Here is an 18,387-nt window from a genome sequence, read left to right as displayed (position 1 = left end):
CGCACTCCTTCGATTTCAGGCGGTTGACCGCCCCCGGTTCGCGCGCCTTAGCGGCTCGCCCCGCCGCGGCCAAGCTGGCTTGCGCGGCGCGGCTGCGCTAGCGGGAGCGCCATGAGGAAAGCGTTACGATCGCTGGCCGGGGCACTGTTGCCCGGCACACTACTGGTCGCCGCCGCCCCGGCGCCCGCTGCCGATCAGCCGGCTGCGGTCGTGCGCGCGTTGCTGGCGGACGATACCGCGGTCGCGACGGTAGGCTACCGTCTGGCAACCGCGAACGTCGATCTATGCGTCGAGCATATGGTCGAAAGCGGGATGCTGATCGAAACGCTGGCGCAATATGGCAGCGACTATCGCGCCGCCGCTGCCGATATCCTCAAGCTCACCGAGCGGCCGACCATAGCCCTGGTGGTGCCGGGCTCGCCCGCCGAGCGCGCGGAGCTGCAGCCGGGGGACGCCTTGATCGAAGCCGACGGCGCGCCGTTCGCGGAAACGCCACCGACAATTGCCGGAGGCACGTTCACCGCGGTCGAGGCGGCGATGACCGCGCTCGATTCGGCGCTGGCCGATGGCACGGCTCGGTTGACGGTGGTGCGGGCCGGTGAGCGCCGTACGATCGACGTGATCGGCACGCCCGCGTGCAAAGCCCGCTTCCAGCTGATCCCCGGCGACGATCCCGACGCCGTCGCCAACGGGACCTGGGTCCAGTTGTCGACGCGTATGGCGGGGTTCGCCAAAACGCCCGACCAACTCGCCGCGATCCTGGGCCACGAGCTCGCGCACAATGCGCTGGGGCACCGCAAGTCGAGGGCTGCGATCCAGCGTGCGCAGGAGCTTCAGGCGGACCGGCTGATGCCGTATTTGATGGCTCGTGCCGGCTACGACCCCGCGGCCGCGGTTGGCGTGTGGGCAAGCTTCAAGCGCCGCCACCTTGGCGGGCTAATTCAGGATGCCACCCATCCGAGCTGGAGCGAACGCCTTCGCGCGGTCGAAGCGGAGGTTGCGCGCATTGCCGAATTGAAGGCGCGTGGGGAGGCTATCGTGCCGCCGGCCGACCTGCGTCCGCGATAAGACTTAACATCGATCCATGGACAGCGGCGCCCGTGAGGGTGTAACCGCCTCCCGGCTTTGACGCCGGTACAGCGTAACAAGGGGACGACGATCGACATGCTGATGGGTCGAACCACGGCAGCCGCGCGCGCACGATCGAGCATATTCGAATCGTTTCGCATCGAAGCGTTCACCGTGCTCGTACTCGCCGTCGTCGTGCCGTGGCAGCTGTTCAGTCGCCCGTTTATCAACCAAAACCCGAACGCCGCGACGTTGGTTGGATGGCTCGACAACGTCATCCTCGGCTCGATCTTCGCAGCGATTCTCGGGCTGTTCCTGCTGCGCCGCGTGATCGCTTTCCCCGGCTCGCGCGTATTCAGCTATATCGTTCCAAGCTTCCTGACCTCGTACGGGCTTGTCGTGCTGGCGTTCCTGCTGCTTCGGCTCGATTACAGCCGCGGTTTCCTGATCACGTCCTTCGTGCTGGCGACCGCGACGTCCTACGCGATCCATTTCTACCTGCGCCGGCGCGGCACCAAGCCGTTCTATATCGTGCCCTTCGGCAAGACCGCGTCGTTGACGGAGATTGCCGACGTCGAATGGATTCCGTTGACCGAGCCGCGAGTCCCGCCGGGGCGCGAAGTCGTCATCGTCGCCGATCTGCGCTTCGACCACGATGATGCCTGGGAGCGGATGCTAGCCGAAGCCGCGATCAAGGGGCATCCGATCTATCACACCAAGCAGATACGCGAATCGCTGACCGGGCGCGTCTCGATCGAGCATCTTTCCGAAAACAGCTTCGGATCGCTGTTGCCCAACCTGGCCTACCGCAAGATCAAGCGCGCGATCGATCTGGTCTTCACGCTCGCCGTGCTGCCGATCCTGATCGTGCCGATGATCGTGGTCGCGATCCTCATCCGACTCGACTCGCGGGGACCCGCGCTCTTTCACCAGGAACGGATGGGATATCGCGGCAAGCCGTTCCACGTGTGGAAGTTTCGCACGATGACGGCTGCCAACAACGAGGCGGATCGCGATGGTTACATCACGCTCGACGACGACCAGCGCATCACGCGGCTCGGCCGGTTGCTGCGCCGGACGCGGTTCGACGAACTGCCGCAGATGCTCAACATCGTGCTCGGCGAAATGAGCTGGATCGGCCCGCGTCCCGAAGCGGTCGCCTTGTCGAGTTGGTACGAGCAGGAAATCCCGTTTTACTCGTACCGCCACATCGTCCGTCCGGGGATCAGCGGCTGGGCGCAGGTAAATCAGGGGCACGTCGCCGATCTCGCGTCGGTCCATTCGAAGCTCAACTACGACTTCTATTACATCAAGAACTTCTCGGGGTGGCTCGACCTGCTGATCCTCCTCCGGACGATCGGCACGGTGCTCACCGGGTTCGGCGCCAAGTAACGCCTCAGCCGCGCCAGATGCCCCGCGTGTCGTAGATCGCCTTGCCGCTGCGGGCATTGACAGAGACGTTCTTGAACGCGTCGTGATCGACCAGCACGATCAACACGCCGCATTCGTCGAGCGCCTGGTCGAGTTTCGCCAGCGTCGCGCCAGTCCCGTCGAACGCTGCCGGCAGTTCGGTGACGTGCGGCTCGACGATGCGGACTCGGTTGCCATACGCCTTGGCCAGCTCGACCGCGATTCCGAGCGCGGGGCTCTCGCGTAGATCGTCGATGTTCGCCTTGAACGCCAGCCCCAGGCACGCGATCGCAGCGTCGGGATGGGCGCCGGCCAGGGCGGCGGCGCGCGCGAACGAATAGTGCGCCTTGCCGTCGTTCACTTCGCGCGCGATGCGGATCAACCGAGCGTTTTCGGGGTCGCTATCGACGATGAACCACGGATCGACCGCGATGCAGTGACCGCCGACCCCGGGCCCCGGCTGGAGGATGTTGACTCGCGGATGGCGGTTGGCGAGCCGGATCACTTCCCAGACATCGAGTTTGAGCGTGTCGCAGACGATCGACAGTTCGTTGGCGAACGCGATGTTGACGTCTCGGAACGAATTCTCGACCAGCTTGCACATCTCCGCCGTGCGCGCGGTGGTGGCGATGCAGTCGCCGGCGACGAAGGTCCGATAGAATGCCACCGCGCGTTCGGCGCAGCGCCGCGACAAGCCGCCGATCGAACGGTCGTTGCTGACCAGTTCGTCGAGAATCTTCCCCGGCAGAACGCGCTCGGGGCAATAGGCGACGCAAACGTCGCTCGAATGTCCGTCGCCGTCGGGAAACGAAAGGTCGGGCCGCGCGTCGCGCAGCACGTCGCGCACCGCCTCGGTGGTGCCGACCGGACACGTCGATTCGACGATCACGAGGCTGCCGGTACGCAATGCCGGTGCGATCGAACGGGTCGCGGCGAGGACATAGCCGATGTCGGGCGCATGGTCGTCGGTGAACGGCGTCGGCACTGCGACGATGAAGACGTCGCTCGGCTCGGGCGTCAGCGCCGCGCGCAGCGATCCCGATTCGACCATCGCATGCACCAGCAGGTCGAGATTGGCTTCCTCGATATGGATCTTGCCGGCGTTGATCGTATCGACCACTGCCGGGCGCACATCGACGCCGAGCACTTGCGCGCCGCTCCGCGCGATTACCGCTGCGGTGGGCAGCCCGATATAGCCGAGCCCGACGACGCACACGTTGGCAGTCACATCAGGGCTCATGTCAGGCGAACGATTCGACAATGATGCGGGCGATTCGCTCGCTGCTCTTGCCGTCTCCGAAAGGGTTGTGGGCGCGGGCCATGGCTTCATAGGCGGTCTTATCGTCGAGAAGGCGTGAAGCTTCGGTAACGATGGTCTCCTCGTCATTGCCGACGAGCTTCGCCGTGCCGGCCGCGACTCCTTCCGGACGTTCGGTCGTCTCGCGCATTACCAGGACCGGCTTGGCAAGCGCGGGCGCTTCTTCCTGCACGCCGCCGCTGTCGGTCATCACGAAGTAGGACAACGACAGCAGCCGGACGAAATTGGGATAGTCGAGCGGGTCGATCAGCGCGACGTTGTCGGTCCCACCCAGCACTTCGACCATTGGCGCGCGGACGTTGGGATTCGGATGAACCGGGAAGATCACCGCGACATCGGGCCGCGCGGCGAGCCGCCGCACCGCGTGCGCGACCGATTCGAGACCACCGCCGAAATTTTCACGTCGGTGTGTCGTTACTGCAACAATGCGCTTGCCGGCGAACCGCGCCGCGATCGGCGCGACGACCGAAGCGAGCGACGGGTCCGAATCGACTCGCGCGCGGGTTTTCATCAGCGCGTCGATCACGGTGTTGCCGGTCACGTAAATGCGATCGGCGGGCACGTTTTCGGCGGTCAGCGCATCGCGAGCGGTGTCGGTCGGGGCGAAATGCTGGTCGGCGATGCTGCCGACAATCTTGCGGTTCACTTCCTCGGGCCAGGGATGATAGATGTTGCCGCTGCGCAAGCCCGCTTCGACATGGCCCACCGGCAGCTTGCGGTAATAGGCAGCGAGCGCGCCGACCATCGCGGTCGCCGTATCGCCCTGGACGATGACTCGATCGGGCCGATCCTGATCCATCACCGCGCCGAGCTCGCTCAGCAGCCGCGCGGTCAGCGCGTCGAGCGACTGGTTGGGCAGCATTAAGTTGAGGTCGTAGTCCGGCGTAATCTGCGCGATTTCAAGAACCTGGTCCAACATCTCGCGATGCTGGCCGGTGACGCAGACGCGCACATCCGTATCGGTACGGCGTAGCGCATGGACGAGCGGGAACAGCTTGATCGCCTCGGGCCGTGTGCCGAACACGATCAGGATACGTGGGCGGGCGGGCGAGGGCATCGCCGCCCTTTCCCGGATTGACGACCGTCATACAAGGGCTTTGTCGCGACGATCCGCTTGGCGCGGCAGGCGACCGACAGCAGCGATGCCGTCGAGTCACGAGACGTTAACGCTGTGGCGCCATTGCATCGCTCGAACGCAAAATCGCTCGTCAAAACGCATTTTGTGCAACGATTGACTCGCTCTTGCGTTGGCGATGATGTTGGCTGGCTGCCGGATAAAAGGGAACGCGAAATCGACCCTGAAACGCTCGGTGATATGGTTGACAGTCGGCGCGTTTGTGTGGCAAGCGCGGGGAAATTGGAACGAATAACCAAGGGAGTTTGCTAATGGTGCTGTTTAAGTCCGCTGTAGTGGCGCTTGCTTCGGTGGCGCTTGCGGCGTCGCCTGCGATGGCGCAATCCGCGCCTGCAAAGGGCAGTGTCATGGCCAAGGTCAGCACCGTTCGTGCTGGCGCCGACGCTCAGAACGCGAATCACATTCACGGCACGGGTGCGGTGGTCGGCATTCTCGCGTTGCTCGCAATCATCGCCGGCATCATCGCCGCGACCTCGGGCGACTCGAAGCCGAAGAGCCCGTGATCCGATAAGATCAGAAATTCTATTGGGCGCGCGATCTTCGGATCGCGCGCTTTTTTATTGGTGCAGGCTTGTGGCCGGGCAGGCGTGCGTGGCGACCGTCTGCTGCTTCGGTCCTTACCGCCTGCGCGGCGGCTCGGGCGAGCGAGAACGATGAGCGACACCGAGGAAACGGCAATATCGTGGCACGATTCGATCGCGCCGTCGTTTCGCGACGGCTATGAACGGTCGGCCGGTTTTCGCGATCGCCTTCGCACGTGGGGCGGCTTGATCGCGCGCTATGCGCGACCCGGCGATCGGGCGATCGATGCAGGCTGCGGCGCCGGTACGCTATCGTTCGAAGCGGCGAAGATCGTCGCCAGCGTCGAGGGGATCGACGGCAGCCCCCGGATGATCGAACTGGCGCGCGAGACCGCTGCGGCGCGAGGCGTCAAAAACGTCTCCTTCGACGTCGTGCTGTTCGAATCGCTTTCCGATCGCGCCGGAGGATACGATCTTGTCCTGTGTTCGAGCGTGCTCGAATATCTGCCGGATCTGGCGGTCGAACTCGCGCGGCTGGCAGCGTTGCTACGCCACGATGGGCGGATAATCGTCTCCTTGCCCAACGGGCGGTCGCGCTATCGCCGGCTCGAGCGGCTGGCGTATCGCCTGACACGGCGCCCCCGTTATTATCGCCACGTTCGCCACGTACCATCGGCAGCCCAAGTTCGCGATACGCTGCAGGGGATCGGGCTGAGCGTGCTGGACATGGTCTATTATGCCGAGCCGCCGCTGCCCCGCGCGCTGCGTTGGATTGCCGGATCGCGGCGGCGCCGCAAGACGATGTTCGCGATCGTCGCTGCGCGCGCCGCCAGGTCAGCGGATTCGGCGTAGCTCCAGTCCATCGACATAGACGGCGGGCGTGTCGAACGTGTCGCCGATCGACTCGCCGATCAACGCGAGCTGCTGTTGATCGCACCCCGTCGGCACGTCGAACTCCATCGCATATGTCGTCAACCGACCGGGGGCGGGTGCTATCGGCACTTGGCCAAGCGCGGCTTGATGCCCGGGCGTCATGCACACCAGTGCCCAGCGAAACACGGTCTTGTCGACCGCATCCTCGGCATAAGCCCGCCCGGAGAGCCGGTAGTGGCCCGGCGCGAGCACCAGTTCCTGGTCGGCGAACACGGTTTCCTTGTCGCCGGAAAACGAAACGAAGAGCGAATTGCCCATTCCGGCCGGGCCCGTCACGCGTTCGGCATAAACCGACTCGTGCGGGTAAAGTCGCCAGCCGAACGGCGGCGGCGCATCCAAACCGGCAAAATCGCCGTCGCGGAGCAGTCCGCGCCCGGCCGATCTGGCGTCGGGCGGCAGAAGTGCCAACCACTGTGCAAAGAGCGTACCGGGTGCCATCTTTGGCCCGGCCACGACAAAATAGGATTCGAGCTCGCCGCTGGTCGCCGGTGCGCCCAAGTCGGCCAATCGCTTGAACAGGGCGAAGGTCGCGGCGGGGTTCGGGTTGATCGTACCTAGTTTTTGCAGGAACGTTCCACGCCAATACGGTCCGGTGGCGAGCGTTTGCGCCAGCGGTTCGACGACGCGGATGTCGCGGGTCAGCGTGACCAACGCCGGCAAGACGAGATCCCAGTTCTCGACCTGCTGGCGCAGCACGATATCCGCCTCGTGCACGGCCGCCGCGGTCTGGCCGGTGCGGAAGCGGTAGCTCAGCAGCCAGGCATGCGTCAGATAGTCGCGAAGGCTCAGCCGCGCCGCCAGCGACAGCAGCTTCGCAGCCCCGGGCTCGTCATCGTTGGCCGCGGTGATGAACCCGATATCGCGGAGCGCGACGACCTCGTAAGGCGATCGTTCGAGCGTCCGCTTGCTGAAGGCGGTGAGCTGCGCGGCTTCGTCGCCCATCTGCACCGTCTTGAGCCATTCGTCCGCGCGCATGCTCATCGCGTCGGAGTTGGTCGGATCGATCCGCAGCGCGAGTTCGGCCGTGACCGGCGTCGCCAGGAAGAAGGCCAGTCCCGACCGAAGCGTGAACGATCCGCCGACGATCAGCAGCGCGAGCATCGCCGTCCGCGCCGCCCACGTCCCGCGCCGGATCGTGATCATCTTCACGGCGGCCGCCTCAGCCGGTCGCGCGTTTCAGGAACCCGATCCTCTTCTCGCCATATTCGTAATTGTAGCCATAGTCGTAGCCAACCTTCTTGGCGTCGAACTTGGTGAGCACGGCGCCCAGAATGTTGGCGTGGACGTCGGCGAGACGGCGCAGCGACACGCGCGCGGTGCGCGTGTGCGTGTTCTTGGCCGCGATCACGAACATCGTCGCCTCGGCATAGCTGGCGATCAGCGGCGCGTCGGCAAGACCCAGCACCGGCGGGCCGTCGACCACGATATGGTCGTAGGTCTCGAGCAACCGTTCGAAGGTTCGCGGCAGATTGGGCCCGGCAAGCAATTCGGCCGGGTTGGGCGGGATCGGCCCCGAGCTCATGATCGACAGTCGCTCGACCGGCCCGGGACGGATGAAGCTGCTCATGTCCTCGGCGCCGGCGAGGATGTTGGTCAGCCCGGCGGCGTTGGCGAAGCCGAGCATCTTGTGCACCGACGGGTTGCGCAAATCGGCGTCGATCAGGATCGTCTTGCGGCCCAGCGCGGCGAAGTTGCGCGCCACCGCCATCGCCGTGGTCGACTTGCCTTCGGACGGACGCGAGCTGGTCACGAACAGCACGCGCGGCGCGCCCTTGCTCGTGGTCAGGCGAAGCGCCGTCTGGAGCGACAGATAGGCCTCGGCCAGCGGGTTCTTGCTGTCTTCGAGCAAGTCGAGCGAGACGTCCGAATCGGGCACGCGCGGGACGCTGCCGAGCAGCGGCACGCCGAGCTTTCGTTCGAGGTCGTGCGGCGCGATGATCGATTCGTCGAGCTGTTCGAGCATGAATGCCACCGCAGCGCCGATCAGCGCGCCGAGCAACAGCCCGAGCAGCAGGTTCATCGTCGTGCGCGGAGTTACGGGGCCCCGCTGCGGGAGGCCGGCGTCGACGATCGACACGTTGTTGGTTCCGACACCGCCGGCGATGCCGATTTCCTTATACCGCTGGAGCAGCGCGTCGTAGAGTGCGCGATTGGTGTCCGCATCGCGCTGCAGCGTCTGGTATTGCACGCTGCGGCCGCGCAGATTGATGACGCTGTTCTTGAGGGTATCGACCTGACGTTGCAGGTCGTTCTGGCGTTGTGCCGCCGCCTGATAGGCGGAGCGTAGCGAATCGAGGACCACCGACCCTTGGCGGCCGAGCTGCTTCTCGATCTCGGCGATTTGCTGGCGTAGCGCGACCATCTGCGGGTAATCCGGGCGGAACGTCGCCGACAGCCGTTGATATTCGCCCTGGAGTTCGGCGCGTTGCGAACGAAGCTGATTGATCGTGTTGTCGGCCAGGCTCTCTGGGGCGTTGAGTCCGGCGCTGCGTGCCGCCTGTTGATACCGCGCCTCCGCTTGGGCGCGATCGATCTTGGCGGCGTTGAGCGCGTCGTTGAGCGCGCGAAGATCGGTCGATTCGACCGATTGGCCCGGCGTCGGCGCGCCGTTCTTGTCGACCCCGCCGCCCTCATAGTCGATGATGCGTTGCTGACCCGCATAAGCGACCAGCGCGCGTTCGGATGCTTCGAGCTTCTGCCGTGTGGCTTCGATCTGCTGTTGCAGGAATTGTCGCGCGTAGGCCGATGCCTGGAATCGGCGGTCGAGATTGGAGGTTATGAAGTTCTTGGCGAGCGCATTGACGATCGCCGCCGACAGATCGGGATCGGGACTGTCGAAGCTGAGCGAGACGAGGCTCGATCCGCGAACGGGTTCGACCGTCAGATGCGCCATCAACTGGCCGGCGGCGGCGAGTTCGCGCCGGCGACGGTCGCCCGTCAACGCATTGGCGGGAACCTTGCCGCCGCCATAGCCGTAGAGAAACTTGACGTTATCTGCGAGACGCAGGCTTGCGACGGTCTGTTCGGCCAAGGCACGGCTGCGCAGCAACCCGTATTGCGTCTGGTAGAATTCGTTCGACATTGCGGCGCTTTTGGGCGCGGTGTCATCGACGTTGACGACGCGGGCGGCTTCGCGGGCAATCTCCAGCGACGCGGTCGAGCGATAGAGCTTGACGGTGGTCGCGTTGATGAACAGCGCGGCGAAGATGCCGGCGGCGATGATCGCCAGCACGATCCAGCGCTGGCGGACCAGCACCTGGATATACTGAGTCAGCGCGCTTTCGGTGTCCTGCTGCTGAAGGAACTGCTCAAGCGCAAGGTTCGACCCTTCCGGGGTCGCGCCGCGGCTGCTGATGTCGAGCGGGAGGTCGTTCATGACTCGGGAAAAACCCTACCTTACAATCTGATAGAAGATGCCCGCGAGCGGGGCCGCGGTCAGAATATCGTGAAACAGGCGCTTGCCCGCGCTTTCGCCGATGACGATCACGTCATTGCCGTACACTTCCGGGTCGGGCGCGCGCGCGCCGCGAATGTCCCTGATGTCGAAGCGCGCGACCATGCGCTGGCCGCCGACCGTCCGAAATACGATCGCCTCGCGCAGCGACGCATAGTCGCTGGTGCCGCCCGCCAGAGCGAGCATGCGGATCAACGTGGAGCGGCCGACCACGGGGTATTGGCCGGGCCTGTTGACACTGCCTTCGACGGTGACGAGTTGGCTCACCGCCTCGGTCACGGCGACGCTGACTTGCGGATTTTTTACGTAGCGCCCGCCAAGCGCGGCCTCGATCTTGCGCGCGAACGACGAAGGCGTTTCCCCAACCGCGGCGATCTGGCCGACAAGCGGCATCGAGAAATTGCCCGCGCCGTCGACCGTACCGTTGGTCGTCAAGTCGGCGACGCCGAACACCGTCACCGAAAGCTTGTCGAGCGGCCCGATGCGATAGTCCGCCTGGTCGCGAGTCATGTCGGTGATCGACGGCGCAGGCAACGAGGTCTGAACTGCCGCCGCCGATGCGGCCTCAGGCTTGAAGTTCGTGCCGCAACCGCCCAGCAACCCGGCCAGTGCGCCGATTGCGATAATCCTGCCGTAAATACGCGCCTCCTTGCGCCGCGTTGCCGCGACGTTACTCGATGCCCGGTACCACATCCTGTTGCTCGTCATAGCCCGGAAAAGCCTTGTCCCCAAATCTCGGGCGCGAACGGCGCTCGCGCGCCGTGCGACTTTCCTGCGGCGCCGTCAGGCAAGCGGCCAGGAATGCAAAGACGGCAGCGATCGCGCCCGTCCGGATCGGATAGTCGCCCGCGCTGTGGAGCATCACCAGTAGCATGAACAAGGCCGCGGTGATCTGTTGCCGCCGTACGCGCGACGACGGATCGCCGTTTCGCCAGATTCCGACTACGCGAAGGACGTACCAGACGACGAACGCAGCGATCAGCGCGATCCCGACGAGGCCAGCCTCGATCGCGACCTGCGCATAATCCTGATGCGCCTGGTTCCAATAGCCGAAGCTGAGCGATTGCGCTTGCTCGTAGCTTTTGAACACCGGCTCGAAACTTCCCAGCCCCGACCCGAATGGAAAGAAATCGCGGATCACGCGCCCGAACTGCGGTAGCAGCCCGATCCGCTCCTGCGTGCCCTCATCGAGCGCGAACCGGCCCGACAAGAGGGTGCCGCTGAGCACCAGTCCGAGCCCGGTGGCCAGCCCCACCATGACGATCGCGGCCCCACCCATCACGTAACGACGCTTCAGTCCCACGCGCTCGAGCGGCAGCATCGCCAAGCCGCCGACCAAGGCGATCACTGAAAAGATCGCGCCCGCGCGCGAGCTGGTACCGGCGATGCCGAACAGCAGAACGACGATCGCCAGCGCTGCCGCGACTACGGCTGGCACGACGATGCGGCCGGTCGTCGCCATCGAATCGCCGAGCCACGCCAGCGCGATGATGATCCCACCCGCCAGAAACAGCCCGAGATGATTGGCATTGGCGAAGAAGCCGACGCTCGAATCATCGTTGGTAATATGGTAGAAATAGAGCGGGCTGCCCGCGCCGGCGGTCAATTGGCCGAGGCCGAGGATCGCGCTCACCACCGCGAGCATGAGGATCGCTCGCAGCATGACTGCGCGGCCGGCGAAGTCGAGATGCGCGCCGAGCACGTAGCCGGCGAGCGGCACGAACAAGGCGAGCAGGAAGTCGAGCGTTCGGCTTGGCGACAGGCTGATCGGCAGCCAGGGATGCACGCCGATCACCGTGTAGACATCGCGCGCCAGTCCGCGCCCCGGAAGCGCGGTCCAGATGTCCCAGGGCAATGGCACGAGCTGGATCAGCGGGACCGCGAACACCAGCCCCCAAAAGATCAAAGCTGCGCGCTCGATCCGGATTGGCGAGCCATGCCGGCGCCACATGACGTAGGTCAGCGCGATAAGCCCGGCGAGCCGCGGAACGATCGACGTCCCGACATTGTATCGCGACGCGCCGCCGAACAGGATGGCAACGGTCAGGAATATCAGCGCTGCGTAGAGCGTGTGAGGCCGGTTGGAGCGGAATAAACTTGGCATCGGTCGCTCGGCGGGCCCCGTCAGGCGCACATCGGTTGCGCGCGGTACGCGACTAGCGGCTGCGCGTCACGGTGCCAAGCCATCGCGCGCGGGCGACCTACTTGGTCAATCGGGTGAGCATGTCGGCGGTGTAAATCCCGCCCTTGGTCGAGGCGAGCTCGATCATCAGCCGTATCTTGATGCCCAGCCGGATCGCTTGCCACAGCACATAGCGAATCGCGCTCACCACGCCGTGCGGGCGTGGGCCGCATTCGCGAAAGTCGAACCTGCTGAAACCGCACAGCCGCCCGATCTGGATGAAGGCGGACGGCGTGAAGGCTAGCTCGTGGGTGATGTCCCAATAGCGAGTCATCGCGCCGAACGGAGAGCCGGCGTTGGGCGTCATCGCGATCAGCGATCCGCCCGGCTTGAGCACGCGCATGGCTTGGTCGAGCGTTGCCGCCAACACTTGCTTGTCGAGATGTTCGAGGATGTTGAGCGCGGTAATGCGGTCGACGCTGGCATCGGGCAATGCCGCGAGGCCGGCGACGATATCCGCCTCGACGAAGGTCGCCTGAGGCACGATGCTCCGCGCCAACTCGTTCTCGCTCGCGCTCAAGTTGATCCCGGTAACGCTGGCGGCGCCGCGTGCGACCGCTGCCGCGCACGTTTCTCCCATGCCCGAACCGAGGTCGACCACCACCTCGCCCTCTTGCGGCGCCCAATCGCCGAGCAGCCGTTCGAGCGTCACGATCTGACGCTCCATCATCGCCGGGGTGAACGATTCGCGCGACGACGTGGTCTCGTAATATTGGCGCACAACGCGCTGACTGGTGGTCAGATCGGCGGTTTCGGCGGTCATGCCGTCATTCTCCTCATCGCGGCATCGACCATCGCCGCTTGTTCGGGCCAGGTAAAGAAGCGCGGCGGCAACCGCGGATCGATCGCATAACCGGGCGTGTCGATTTCCTCGAGTGCCGCGCGCAGCAAAGCGGGGCTGTCTGGTGTCAGCAGCGGCGCGTGAAGGCGCTCGGCGGCCGACAGGCTTTCGCGCAATTCGCCGCCATAGGCGATCACAGGGCGGCGGCACGCGAGCAGCTCGAACAATTTGTGATGGAAGCCCCATCCGAAGAACACGTAGCAATTGGCGAGCGCGGACTGGCAGATTGCCGCCATTTGCGCGGGCGCGACATAGCCGGGGCTCGACACCGGCACGTGGCCATCGTGCCGCGTCGCCGATTCTTCGAGCATCGCGATCTGCGCGCCGAGATGGACGATCTCGATCGGGGAAGCGGCATTGCGGTTGAACGCCGCGACGCCATCGACGAATGCGTCGAGCAAATGCCGATGATACAGCGCGCCGACCAACGTGACGTAGCGGCGCGGGGGCGGCGGCGCCTTGGGAAAGAAGCAGGAATCGACCCCGCTATATACCAGCTCGGCGGGCTGGCCGAGCCAGCGCGTCGCGGCATCGGCGTGGAGTTCGGCGTTGCTCTGGAGCGCGCCGAACCCGCGCAGCCGCCACGCCAGCGCGCGCCGCAGCAGCCGCGGAACGTAGATGTCGGGGTTGTCCTTGACGTCGAGCAGCCACGGTGCGCTCGCGCCGCGCGCGATGCGCCGCGCGACGAACACGCTCTCCAGGCTGCCGAACGTCGTCCAGACGGCGTCGACGGGGAAGCCGGGCGCGAGGTGCCGCCAGCGCGTCAGCATCGCGCGGTACAGACCCACGCGGTTGCCGCCATGGCGCAACAGGCGAATCGCGGTGCCGAGCCGCGCGAACGCGCCCGCCGTCACCGGCGGCGCGGGGTCGGTCACGGCAGCGATATAGGGCATCGACCAATCGTGATCGGCGATCGAGTCGATCTGCTCGGCCTCGCCCGGCACGGTCGGGCAGAGCAGCACGCAGCGGTGCCCGAGCCGCGCGAGTTCTTCGGCAAACCGTCCCGCGCGAACGCCCGAAATGTGCGGTGTGCGCGGATGCGTGCCGCTGACCAGCAGGATGTTCATGTAAACGCGGCGGATCAGGCGGCGAGCCGGTCCACGGCCGCCGCCGTGCGGATCACCGGCGCGAGGAAATGCTGCTTCCACATTTCGTGGATGAACGGCTGCCATAGCTTCCAGCCGAGCTCGAGCTCACCGCCGCGGATACGGTCGAGCACCTTCAGCCACCAGCGCTGGTCCCACACCGCCGATTGCCGGAACGAGGCCGAGGTCAGCGTGTCCTGCATCAGTTCGAGGAAGGCCGGATCGGTGAACCACAGATCCTGCGGCGGGCGGAACCCCTGCTTGTTCCAGCGAGTTGCGATCGCCTCGGGGAGGAATTCGCGCAACGCCTCGCGGATCGGGCGCTTGGTCTGGACATCGCCCATCAGGAATTCTGGTGGCATCTGCAGCGCCAGCTCGGCGAGGCGATGGTCGCAGAACGGCAAGCGAACCTCGCGCGAATGCGCCATCGAATTACGGTCGCCGTAGCGCAGCAGGGTCGTCAGGTGACGCTCGAACGTGTCCTCGTACAACGCGTCGCGCAGCGCGTCGCCGCCATGCTCCCCGCGCGCGGCGTGATCGGTCACCGCCTCGCTGAACCCGCTCTTGAGCCCGAACCGCATGTCGGACCCGCGGTTGAGCAGATGCGCCAACGCGTGGCGCAGACGCTGCGGCATTTGCGAGCGCACCTTTCCCGCGCCGCCTTCGAGCGCGGCGGGATAGCGCCGCTCGATCTCGGGGAGCTCGCGCGCCAGCCGGGCGGTATCGCCACGTGCCTTGAGCGCTTCGATGTAAAACGCGAAATACTGCTCGTACCCGCCGAGCAGCTCGTCGGCGCCCTGGCCGTCGAGCAGCACGGTGACGTCGTGCTCTTTCGCCAGGTGGAACACGCACCATTGCGCGAACTGGCTCGACGATCCGACCGGCAGCTCGCTGTGCCACATGAAGCGCGGCAGGTCGGCCATGAAACGCCCGACGGTCGGTTCGACGATGTGGCTGACGACATGGCTGCGGTTGACCACCAGCTCGGCGAAGTGCCATTCGTCGGCCGACGTGCCGGGAAACCGCCCGGTGAAGGTGTGATATTTCGCGTCCGGCCCGAGCAAATGGCGCGCGACGCCGACGATCGCCGACGAATCGAGCCCGCCCGACAGGCACGACCCGACCGGCACGTCGGAACGCATGCGGATCCGCACCGAATCGACGAACAGATCGCGGAATTCGGCCATCGCGTCGCGCGGATCGGCAAAGTCGCGCGTCCTGGTCAGGTCGATATCGAAATAGCGCCAGGTATCGGTCGCGAGCGTGGCGAGGCTCACCTCCATCGCTTCGCCCGGCAGCAATTGCTCGATCGCGTCGAACGGCGTCCGGCGATTGCGGTCGGCGGAGGATCCCGGCGCGCATGTCTCGGTGACGATCATCAACTCGTCATGGCCATGGCTTACGCCGGGCAGCGCGAGCAGTGCCTTGTATTCGGACCCGAACGCGATGAAGCCGTCGCCTTTGGCGTAAAGGAACGGCTTCTCGCCGAAACGGTCGCGCGCGCACAGCATCGTCCCCGCCTGGCGATCGACCAGCGCCAGTCCGAACATACCGTTCAGGCGCGCGAGCACGTCCCGGCCCCAGACTCGATAGCCCTCGATGATGACTTCGCTATCGCTCTCCGACACGAAGCTTGCGCCGAGCGCGATCAGTTCGCGCTTCAGCTCGACATAATTGTAGATTTCGCCGTTGAAGATCAGGGCAAAGCGTCCGTCAGGGGACAGCATCGGCTGGTCGCCGGCATGGCTCAGGTCGATGATCGACAGGCGGCGATGCCCGAGCCAGATCCCGGCGCTGGCGTCGTGCCACTCGCCCTCGCCGTCGGGGCCGCGATGCGCGAGCAGGTCGAGCGCGGCGCGATACCGCGGTACCTCGATCGGCCGTTTCGCCACCACGCCCAGAATGCCGCACATGTTACGCTTCCTCTGCCGGCGTCGTCTCGGCACCCGGGGGCGGCACCAGCAACGCGACCAGCGCCGCCGTTACCACCCACGCGCCGAGCTGAATATAGCCCAAAATCGCGCCCGTCAGCGTATCCGCGAACCACAAAGTGCCGCCAATGGTGATCGCGGCGAACGGCACGAACAAGGCGAGCTGCTTCCACATCCGCCCGTCCGCGACCAGCTCCTGCTGGCGGGCGGTGACATAAGCGGTGGGCACCAGCGGGACCAGGAACAGCGCGAACAGGAAATTCTGCCCGCGGAACGAGGGCCCGTAGAGCGCGAGGATCAGGCTCGACCCGAGCACCGCGACGATCGAAAAGCCGAGCGCGACGGTGATGTTGAGCCACACGTGATAGCGCTGCAGCCGCCGGGTCTGCTCATGCTCCGACGCGCCGAGATAGCGGCCGAGCATCGGCAGAATTGCGCTCGCCAGCGACGCCATCACCACCAGGATCGGCGTGCGCCATTGCAGGCCGGTGTTGATGATGCCGAGCTCGCGATACCCCGCCGGCTGCCGGGTGAGGGCGTAATTGCCGATCCACACCGACAGACCGGTCACCAGCGACAGCAATCCGCTCGGCAACGAGAAGTCGAAGATCGCGCGTGCCGAGCCTAGCGCCTGACGAAAAGTGGTATGCGCGACGAGCGGCGCGCTGAGCCGCCGCGCGGGGATCGCGACGGCGATCAACCGGATTATGGCTCCTCCCGCGATCACCGCCATCACGGCGGTCAGCGTCGGTGCGTAGATCATCACCGGCACCAGCGCGGCGAGCGACAGCAAGGCGGTCGAGACTCGCGCGATCGCCAGCGTGCGGAATCGCTCGCTGGCTTGAAGCAGCGTGTCGCTGAGGCCAGCCTGCACGGTCGCGAGCAGGATCACGCCGCCGAGGATGATCGGCCAGGCATAATCGCCGCTGTTGAACAGCCACTGCGATAGCGGCCTCGCGAACACCGCCGATGCGATCAGCGCTGCCAGCGTCGTCGCCAGCGTCAGCCGCCGACCGAGCAGGACGATCGCGCCGGCCTTGGCCGGATCGCTCGCCTGGAACCGCGACACGAAATAGATCACCGAATAGGGCAATTGCAGGCTGACGATCGGCGACAGCGTGCTGATCGTCGAGAATAGCAGCCCATAGCGCCCGTAATTCTCAAGGTGGAGCGCGCGCGCGATGAGCACGGTCTGGGCAAGCGCGGCGGCGCGCTCGATCAGTGACGACGAGAACAGCCAGCCGGCGCCGCGCAGCCACGCGGCGACCGCGCTGTCGCTGCGCCAATAGCTCGGGCTGAACAGCTTGCGCGCGGCGCTCATCGCGGCCGCGCCAGCGCCGCCTCGATGCCGCGATGGATCCCGGCGACGCTCGCGGCGAGATCGCACTCGTCGAAAATTTCGAGCGAGCGGCGCCCCATCGCGTCGCGTCTCGGGCCGTCCGTGGCGAGCGTCTCGATCATCCCCGCCAGCGCAGCGATGTCGCCGCACGGGAACACCAATGCATTCTCGCCCTCGCGCGCGATGTCCGTCGGGCCGACCGCACCGATCCGATCGCTGAGGATCATCGGCAGCCCAATGCACGCGCCTTCGGAGCAGATCAGCGGGTGCGGGTCGGCGCCCGACGGATGCACCAGCATGTCGGCGGCGGCGTAGAGCGCGGGGAGCTGGTCGACGTTGACGAACCCGGCGAAGCGGGCGTCGACGCCGGTCGCTTCCGCGCGCGCCTTGGCTCCCGCAAGCTGGTCGCCATTGCCGGCGAACAGCGCCGTGACCTTCGCGCCTTTCACCCGCGCGACCGCCTCGATCAGGTCTACTGGCCGCTTGCGGCTCGACAGCTTGCCGACGAACAGCGCGACCACCGCATCGTCGGCGATCCCGTAGGTCGCGCGAGCCTCGGAGCGCAGTGCTGCGCGGTTGGCTTTGGCGGCGCGATACGCCGCTTCGTCGATCGTGAACGGGCAACGGAAGATGCGATCGGCCGGCGCGCCGTAGTGGCGATAGAAATCGGCGTTGCGGTCGCCCACCGACAGGAACGCCGAATAACGGCGGAAAATCCAACGGACGACGATGTCCTTGACCGCGCGTGTCAGCGTCGTGCGCTCGCGCAGCAACTCGCTGTCGCCGATCGTCATCAGCGGCACCCTGCGGCTCCGGCACCAGCGGATCGCGCGATGGACGTTGGCCTGGACGTGACCATAGACGAGCACCACGTCGGGCGCGAACGCAGCCAGGCGATCCGCCACCTTGGGCGAATTCGGTTCGCGCACGCAGGGCTGGCCGTCATCGGGCACCGGCCCGAGGAATTCGTGGCTATAGCCGCCCAGCATGTCCATGTTCCAGCTGATCTCGGCCTGCATTTCCTCGTCGAAATAGGCTTGGACGCCGATCGGCGCGCCGTACAGCACGTGGAGTTCGATCGCCGGATCGGCGGCAAGCGCGCGATAGAAGGGCACGAAATGCTGGATCGGGTGCGTGACGACGATCGCGAGGCGAGTCTTCATGGCCTTG

General features: G+C 65.7%; 15 protein-coding genes. 4 read left to right on the top strand and 11 right to left on the bottom strand.

What is annotated here, in order from left to right; genetic code table 11:
• Positions 1 to 111 precede the first annotated feature (111 nt).
• The gene (locus VH326_RS15445) at positions 112 to 1,068 is read left to right on the top strand and encodes a M48 family metallopeptidase (RefSeq protein ID WP_329632735.1); all 957 of its coding nucleotides are present in this window, start codon (positions 112 to 114) and stop codon (positions 1,066 to 1,068) included.
• 102 nt (positions 1,069 to 1,170) lie between these two features.
• Entirely contained in the window at positions 1,171 to 2,460 is a 1,290-nt protein-coding gene (locus tag VH326_RS15440) for a sugar transferase (RefSeq protein ID WP_329632734.1), read from the top strand.
• A gap of 4 nt (positions 2,461 to 2,464) precedes the next feature.
• Here VH326_RS15440 and wecC read toward each other — a convergent pair whose 3' ends face one another.
• Positions 2,465 to 3,718, bottom strand: coding sequence for a UDP-N-acetyl-D-mannosamine dehydrogenase (gene wecC, locus VH326_RS15435; RefSeq protein WP_329632733.1), 1,254 nt, complete (start codon positions 3,716 to 3,718; stop codon positions 2,465 to 2,467).
• A gap of 1 nt (position 3,719) precedes the next feature.
• A complete protein-coding gene (gene wecB / locus VH326_RS15430; protein ID WP_329632732.1) occupies positions 3,720 to 4,853 on the bottom strand; it encodes a non-hydrolyzing UDP-N-acetylglucosamine 2-epimerase in 1,134 nt (377 codons plus the stop codon).
• Between the two features lie 353 nt (positions 4,854 to 5,206).
• Between wecB and VH326_RS15425 the strand changes: the two genes are divergently transcribed.
• Positions 5,207 to 5,434, top strand: a complete 228-nt coding sequence (locus VH326_RS15425; RefSeq protein WP_329632731.1) for a hypothetical protein — start codon at positions 5,207 to 5,209, stop codon at positions 5,432 to 5,434.
• Between the two features lie 150 nt (positions 5,435 to 5,584).
• A complete protein-coding gene (locus VH326_RS15420) occupies positions 5,585 to 6,304 on the top strand; it encodes a class I SAM-dependent methyltransferase (RefSeq protein WP_329632730.1) in 720 nt (239 codons plus the stop codon).
• Here the strand turns inward: VH326_RS15420 and VH326_RS15415 are convergent.
• The 9 genes from VH326_RS15415 to VH326_RS15375 all read right to left on the bottom strand — a co-directional run bounded on the left by VH326_RS15415 (position 6,287) and on the right by VH326_RS15375 (position 18,380).
• The gene (locus tag VH326_RS15415) at positions 6,287 to 7,534 is read right to left on the bottom strand and encodes a hypothetical protein (RefSeq protein ID WP_329632729.1); all 1,248 of its coding nucleotides are present in this window, start codon (positions 7,532 to 7,534) and stop codon (positions 6,287 to 6,289) included. The two genes, VH326_RS15420 and VH326_RS15415, sit on opposite strands and share 18 nt — an antisense overlap.
• Before the next feature lie 10 nt (positions 7,535 to 7,544).
• On the bottom strand, positions 7,545 to 9,761 hold the full coding sequence (locus VH326_RS15410; RefSeq protein ID WP_329632728.1) for a GumC family protein: 2,217 nt from the start codon (positions 9,759 to 9,761) through the stop codon (positions 7,545 to 7,547).
• A 15-nt stretch (positions 9,762 to 9,776) separates the two neighbouring features.
• Entirely contained in the window at positions 9,777 to 10,532 is a 756-nt protein-coding gene (locus tag VH326_RS15405; RefSeq protein WP_329632727.1) for a polysaccharide biosynthesis/export family protein, read from the bottom strand.
• Entirely contained in the window at positions 10,510 to 11,943 is a 1,434-nt protein-coding gene (locus VH326_RS15400; protein ID WP_329632726.1) for an O-antigen ligase family protein, read from the bottom strand. Before VH326_RS15400 ends, VH326_RS15405 begins: the two co-directional genes overlap by 23 nt.
• Before the next feature lie 97 nt (positions 11,944 to 12,040).
• A complete protein-coding gene (locus VH326_RS15395; RefSeq protein ID WP_329632725.1) occupies positions 12,041 to 12,784 on the bottom strand; it encodes a class I SAM-dependent methyltransferase in 744 nt (247 codons plus the stop codon).
• A complete protein-coding gene (locus VH326_RS15390) occupies positions 12,781 to 13,929 on the bottom strand; it encodes a hypothetical protein (protein WP_329632724.1) in 1,149 nt (382 codons plus the stop codon). The genes VH326_RS15395 and VH326_RS15390 overlap by 4 nt, the downstream gene beginning before the upstream one ends.
• 14 nt (positions 13,930 to 13,943) lie before the next feature.
• On the bottom strand, positions 13,944 to 15,860 hold the full coding sequence (gene asnB, locus VH326_RS15385; protein WP_329632723.1) for an asparagine synthase (glutamine-hydrolyzing): 1,917 nt from the start codon (positions 15,858 to 15,860) through the stop codon (positions 13,944 to 13,946).
• 1 nt (position 15,861) lies between these two features.
• Entirely contained in the window at positions 15,862 to 17,199 is a 1,338-nt protein-coding gene (locus tag VH326_RS15380) for an oligosaccharide flippase family protein (RefSeq protein WP_329632722.1), read from the bottom strand.
• Positions 17,196 to 18,380, bottom strand: coding sequence for a glycosyltransferase family 4 protein (locus VH326_RS15375; RefSeq protein WP_329632721.1), 1,185 nt, complete (start codon positions 18,378 to 18,380; stop codon positions 17,196 to 17,198). Before VH326_RS15375 ends, VH326_RS15380 begins: the two co-directional genes overlap by 4 nt.
• Positions 18,381 to 18,387: the final 7 nt, after the last annotated feature.

The organism is Sphingomonas sp. (assembly GCF_036269755.1).
In the GTDB taxonomy this organism is placed as follows: domain Bacteria; phylum Pseudomonadota; class Alphaproteobacteria; order Sphingomonadales; family Sphingomonadaceae; genus Sphingomonas.
The sequence above is the reverse complement of the archived record's forward strand: the minus strand, read 5'-3'. Positions and strand labels throughout refer to the sequence as shown.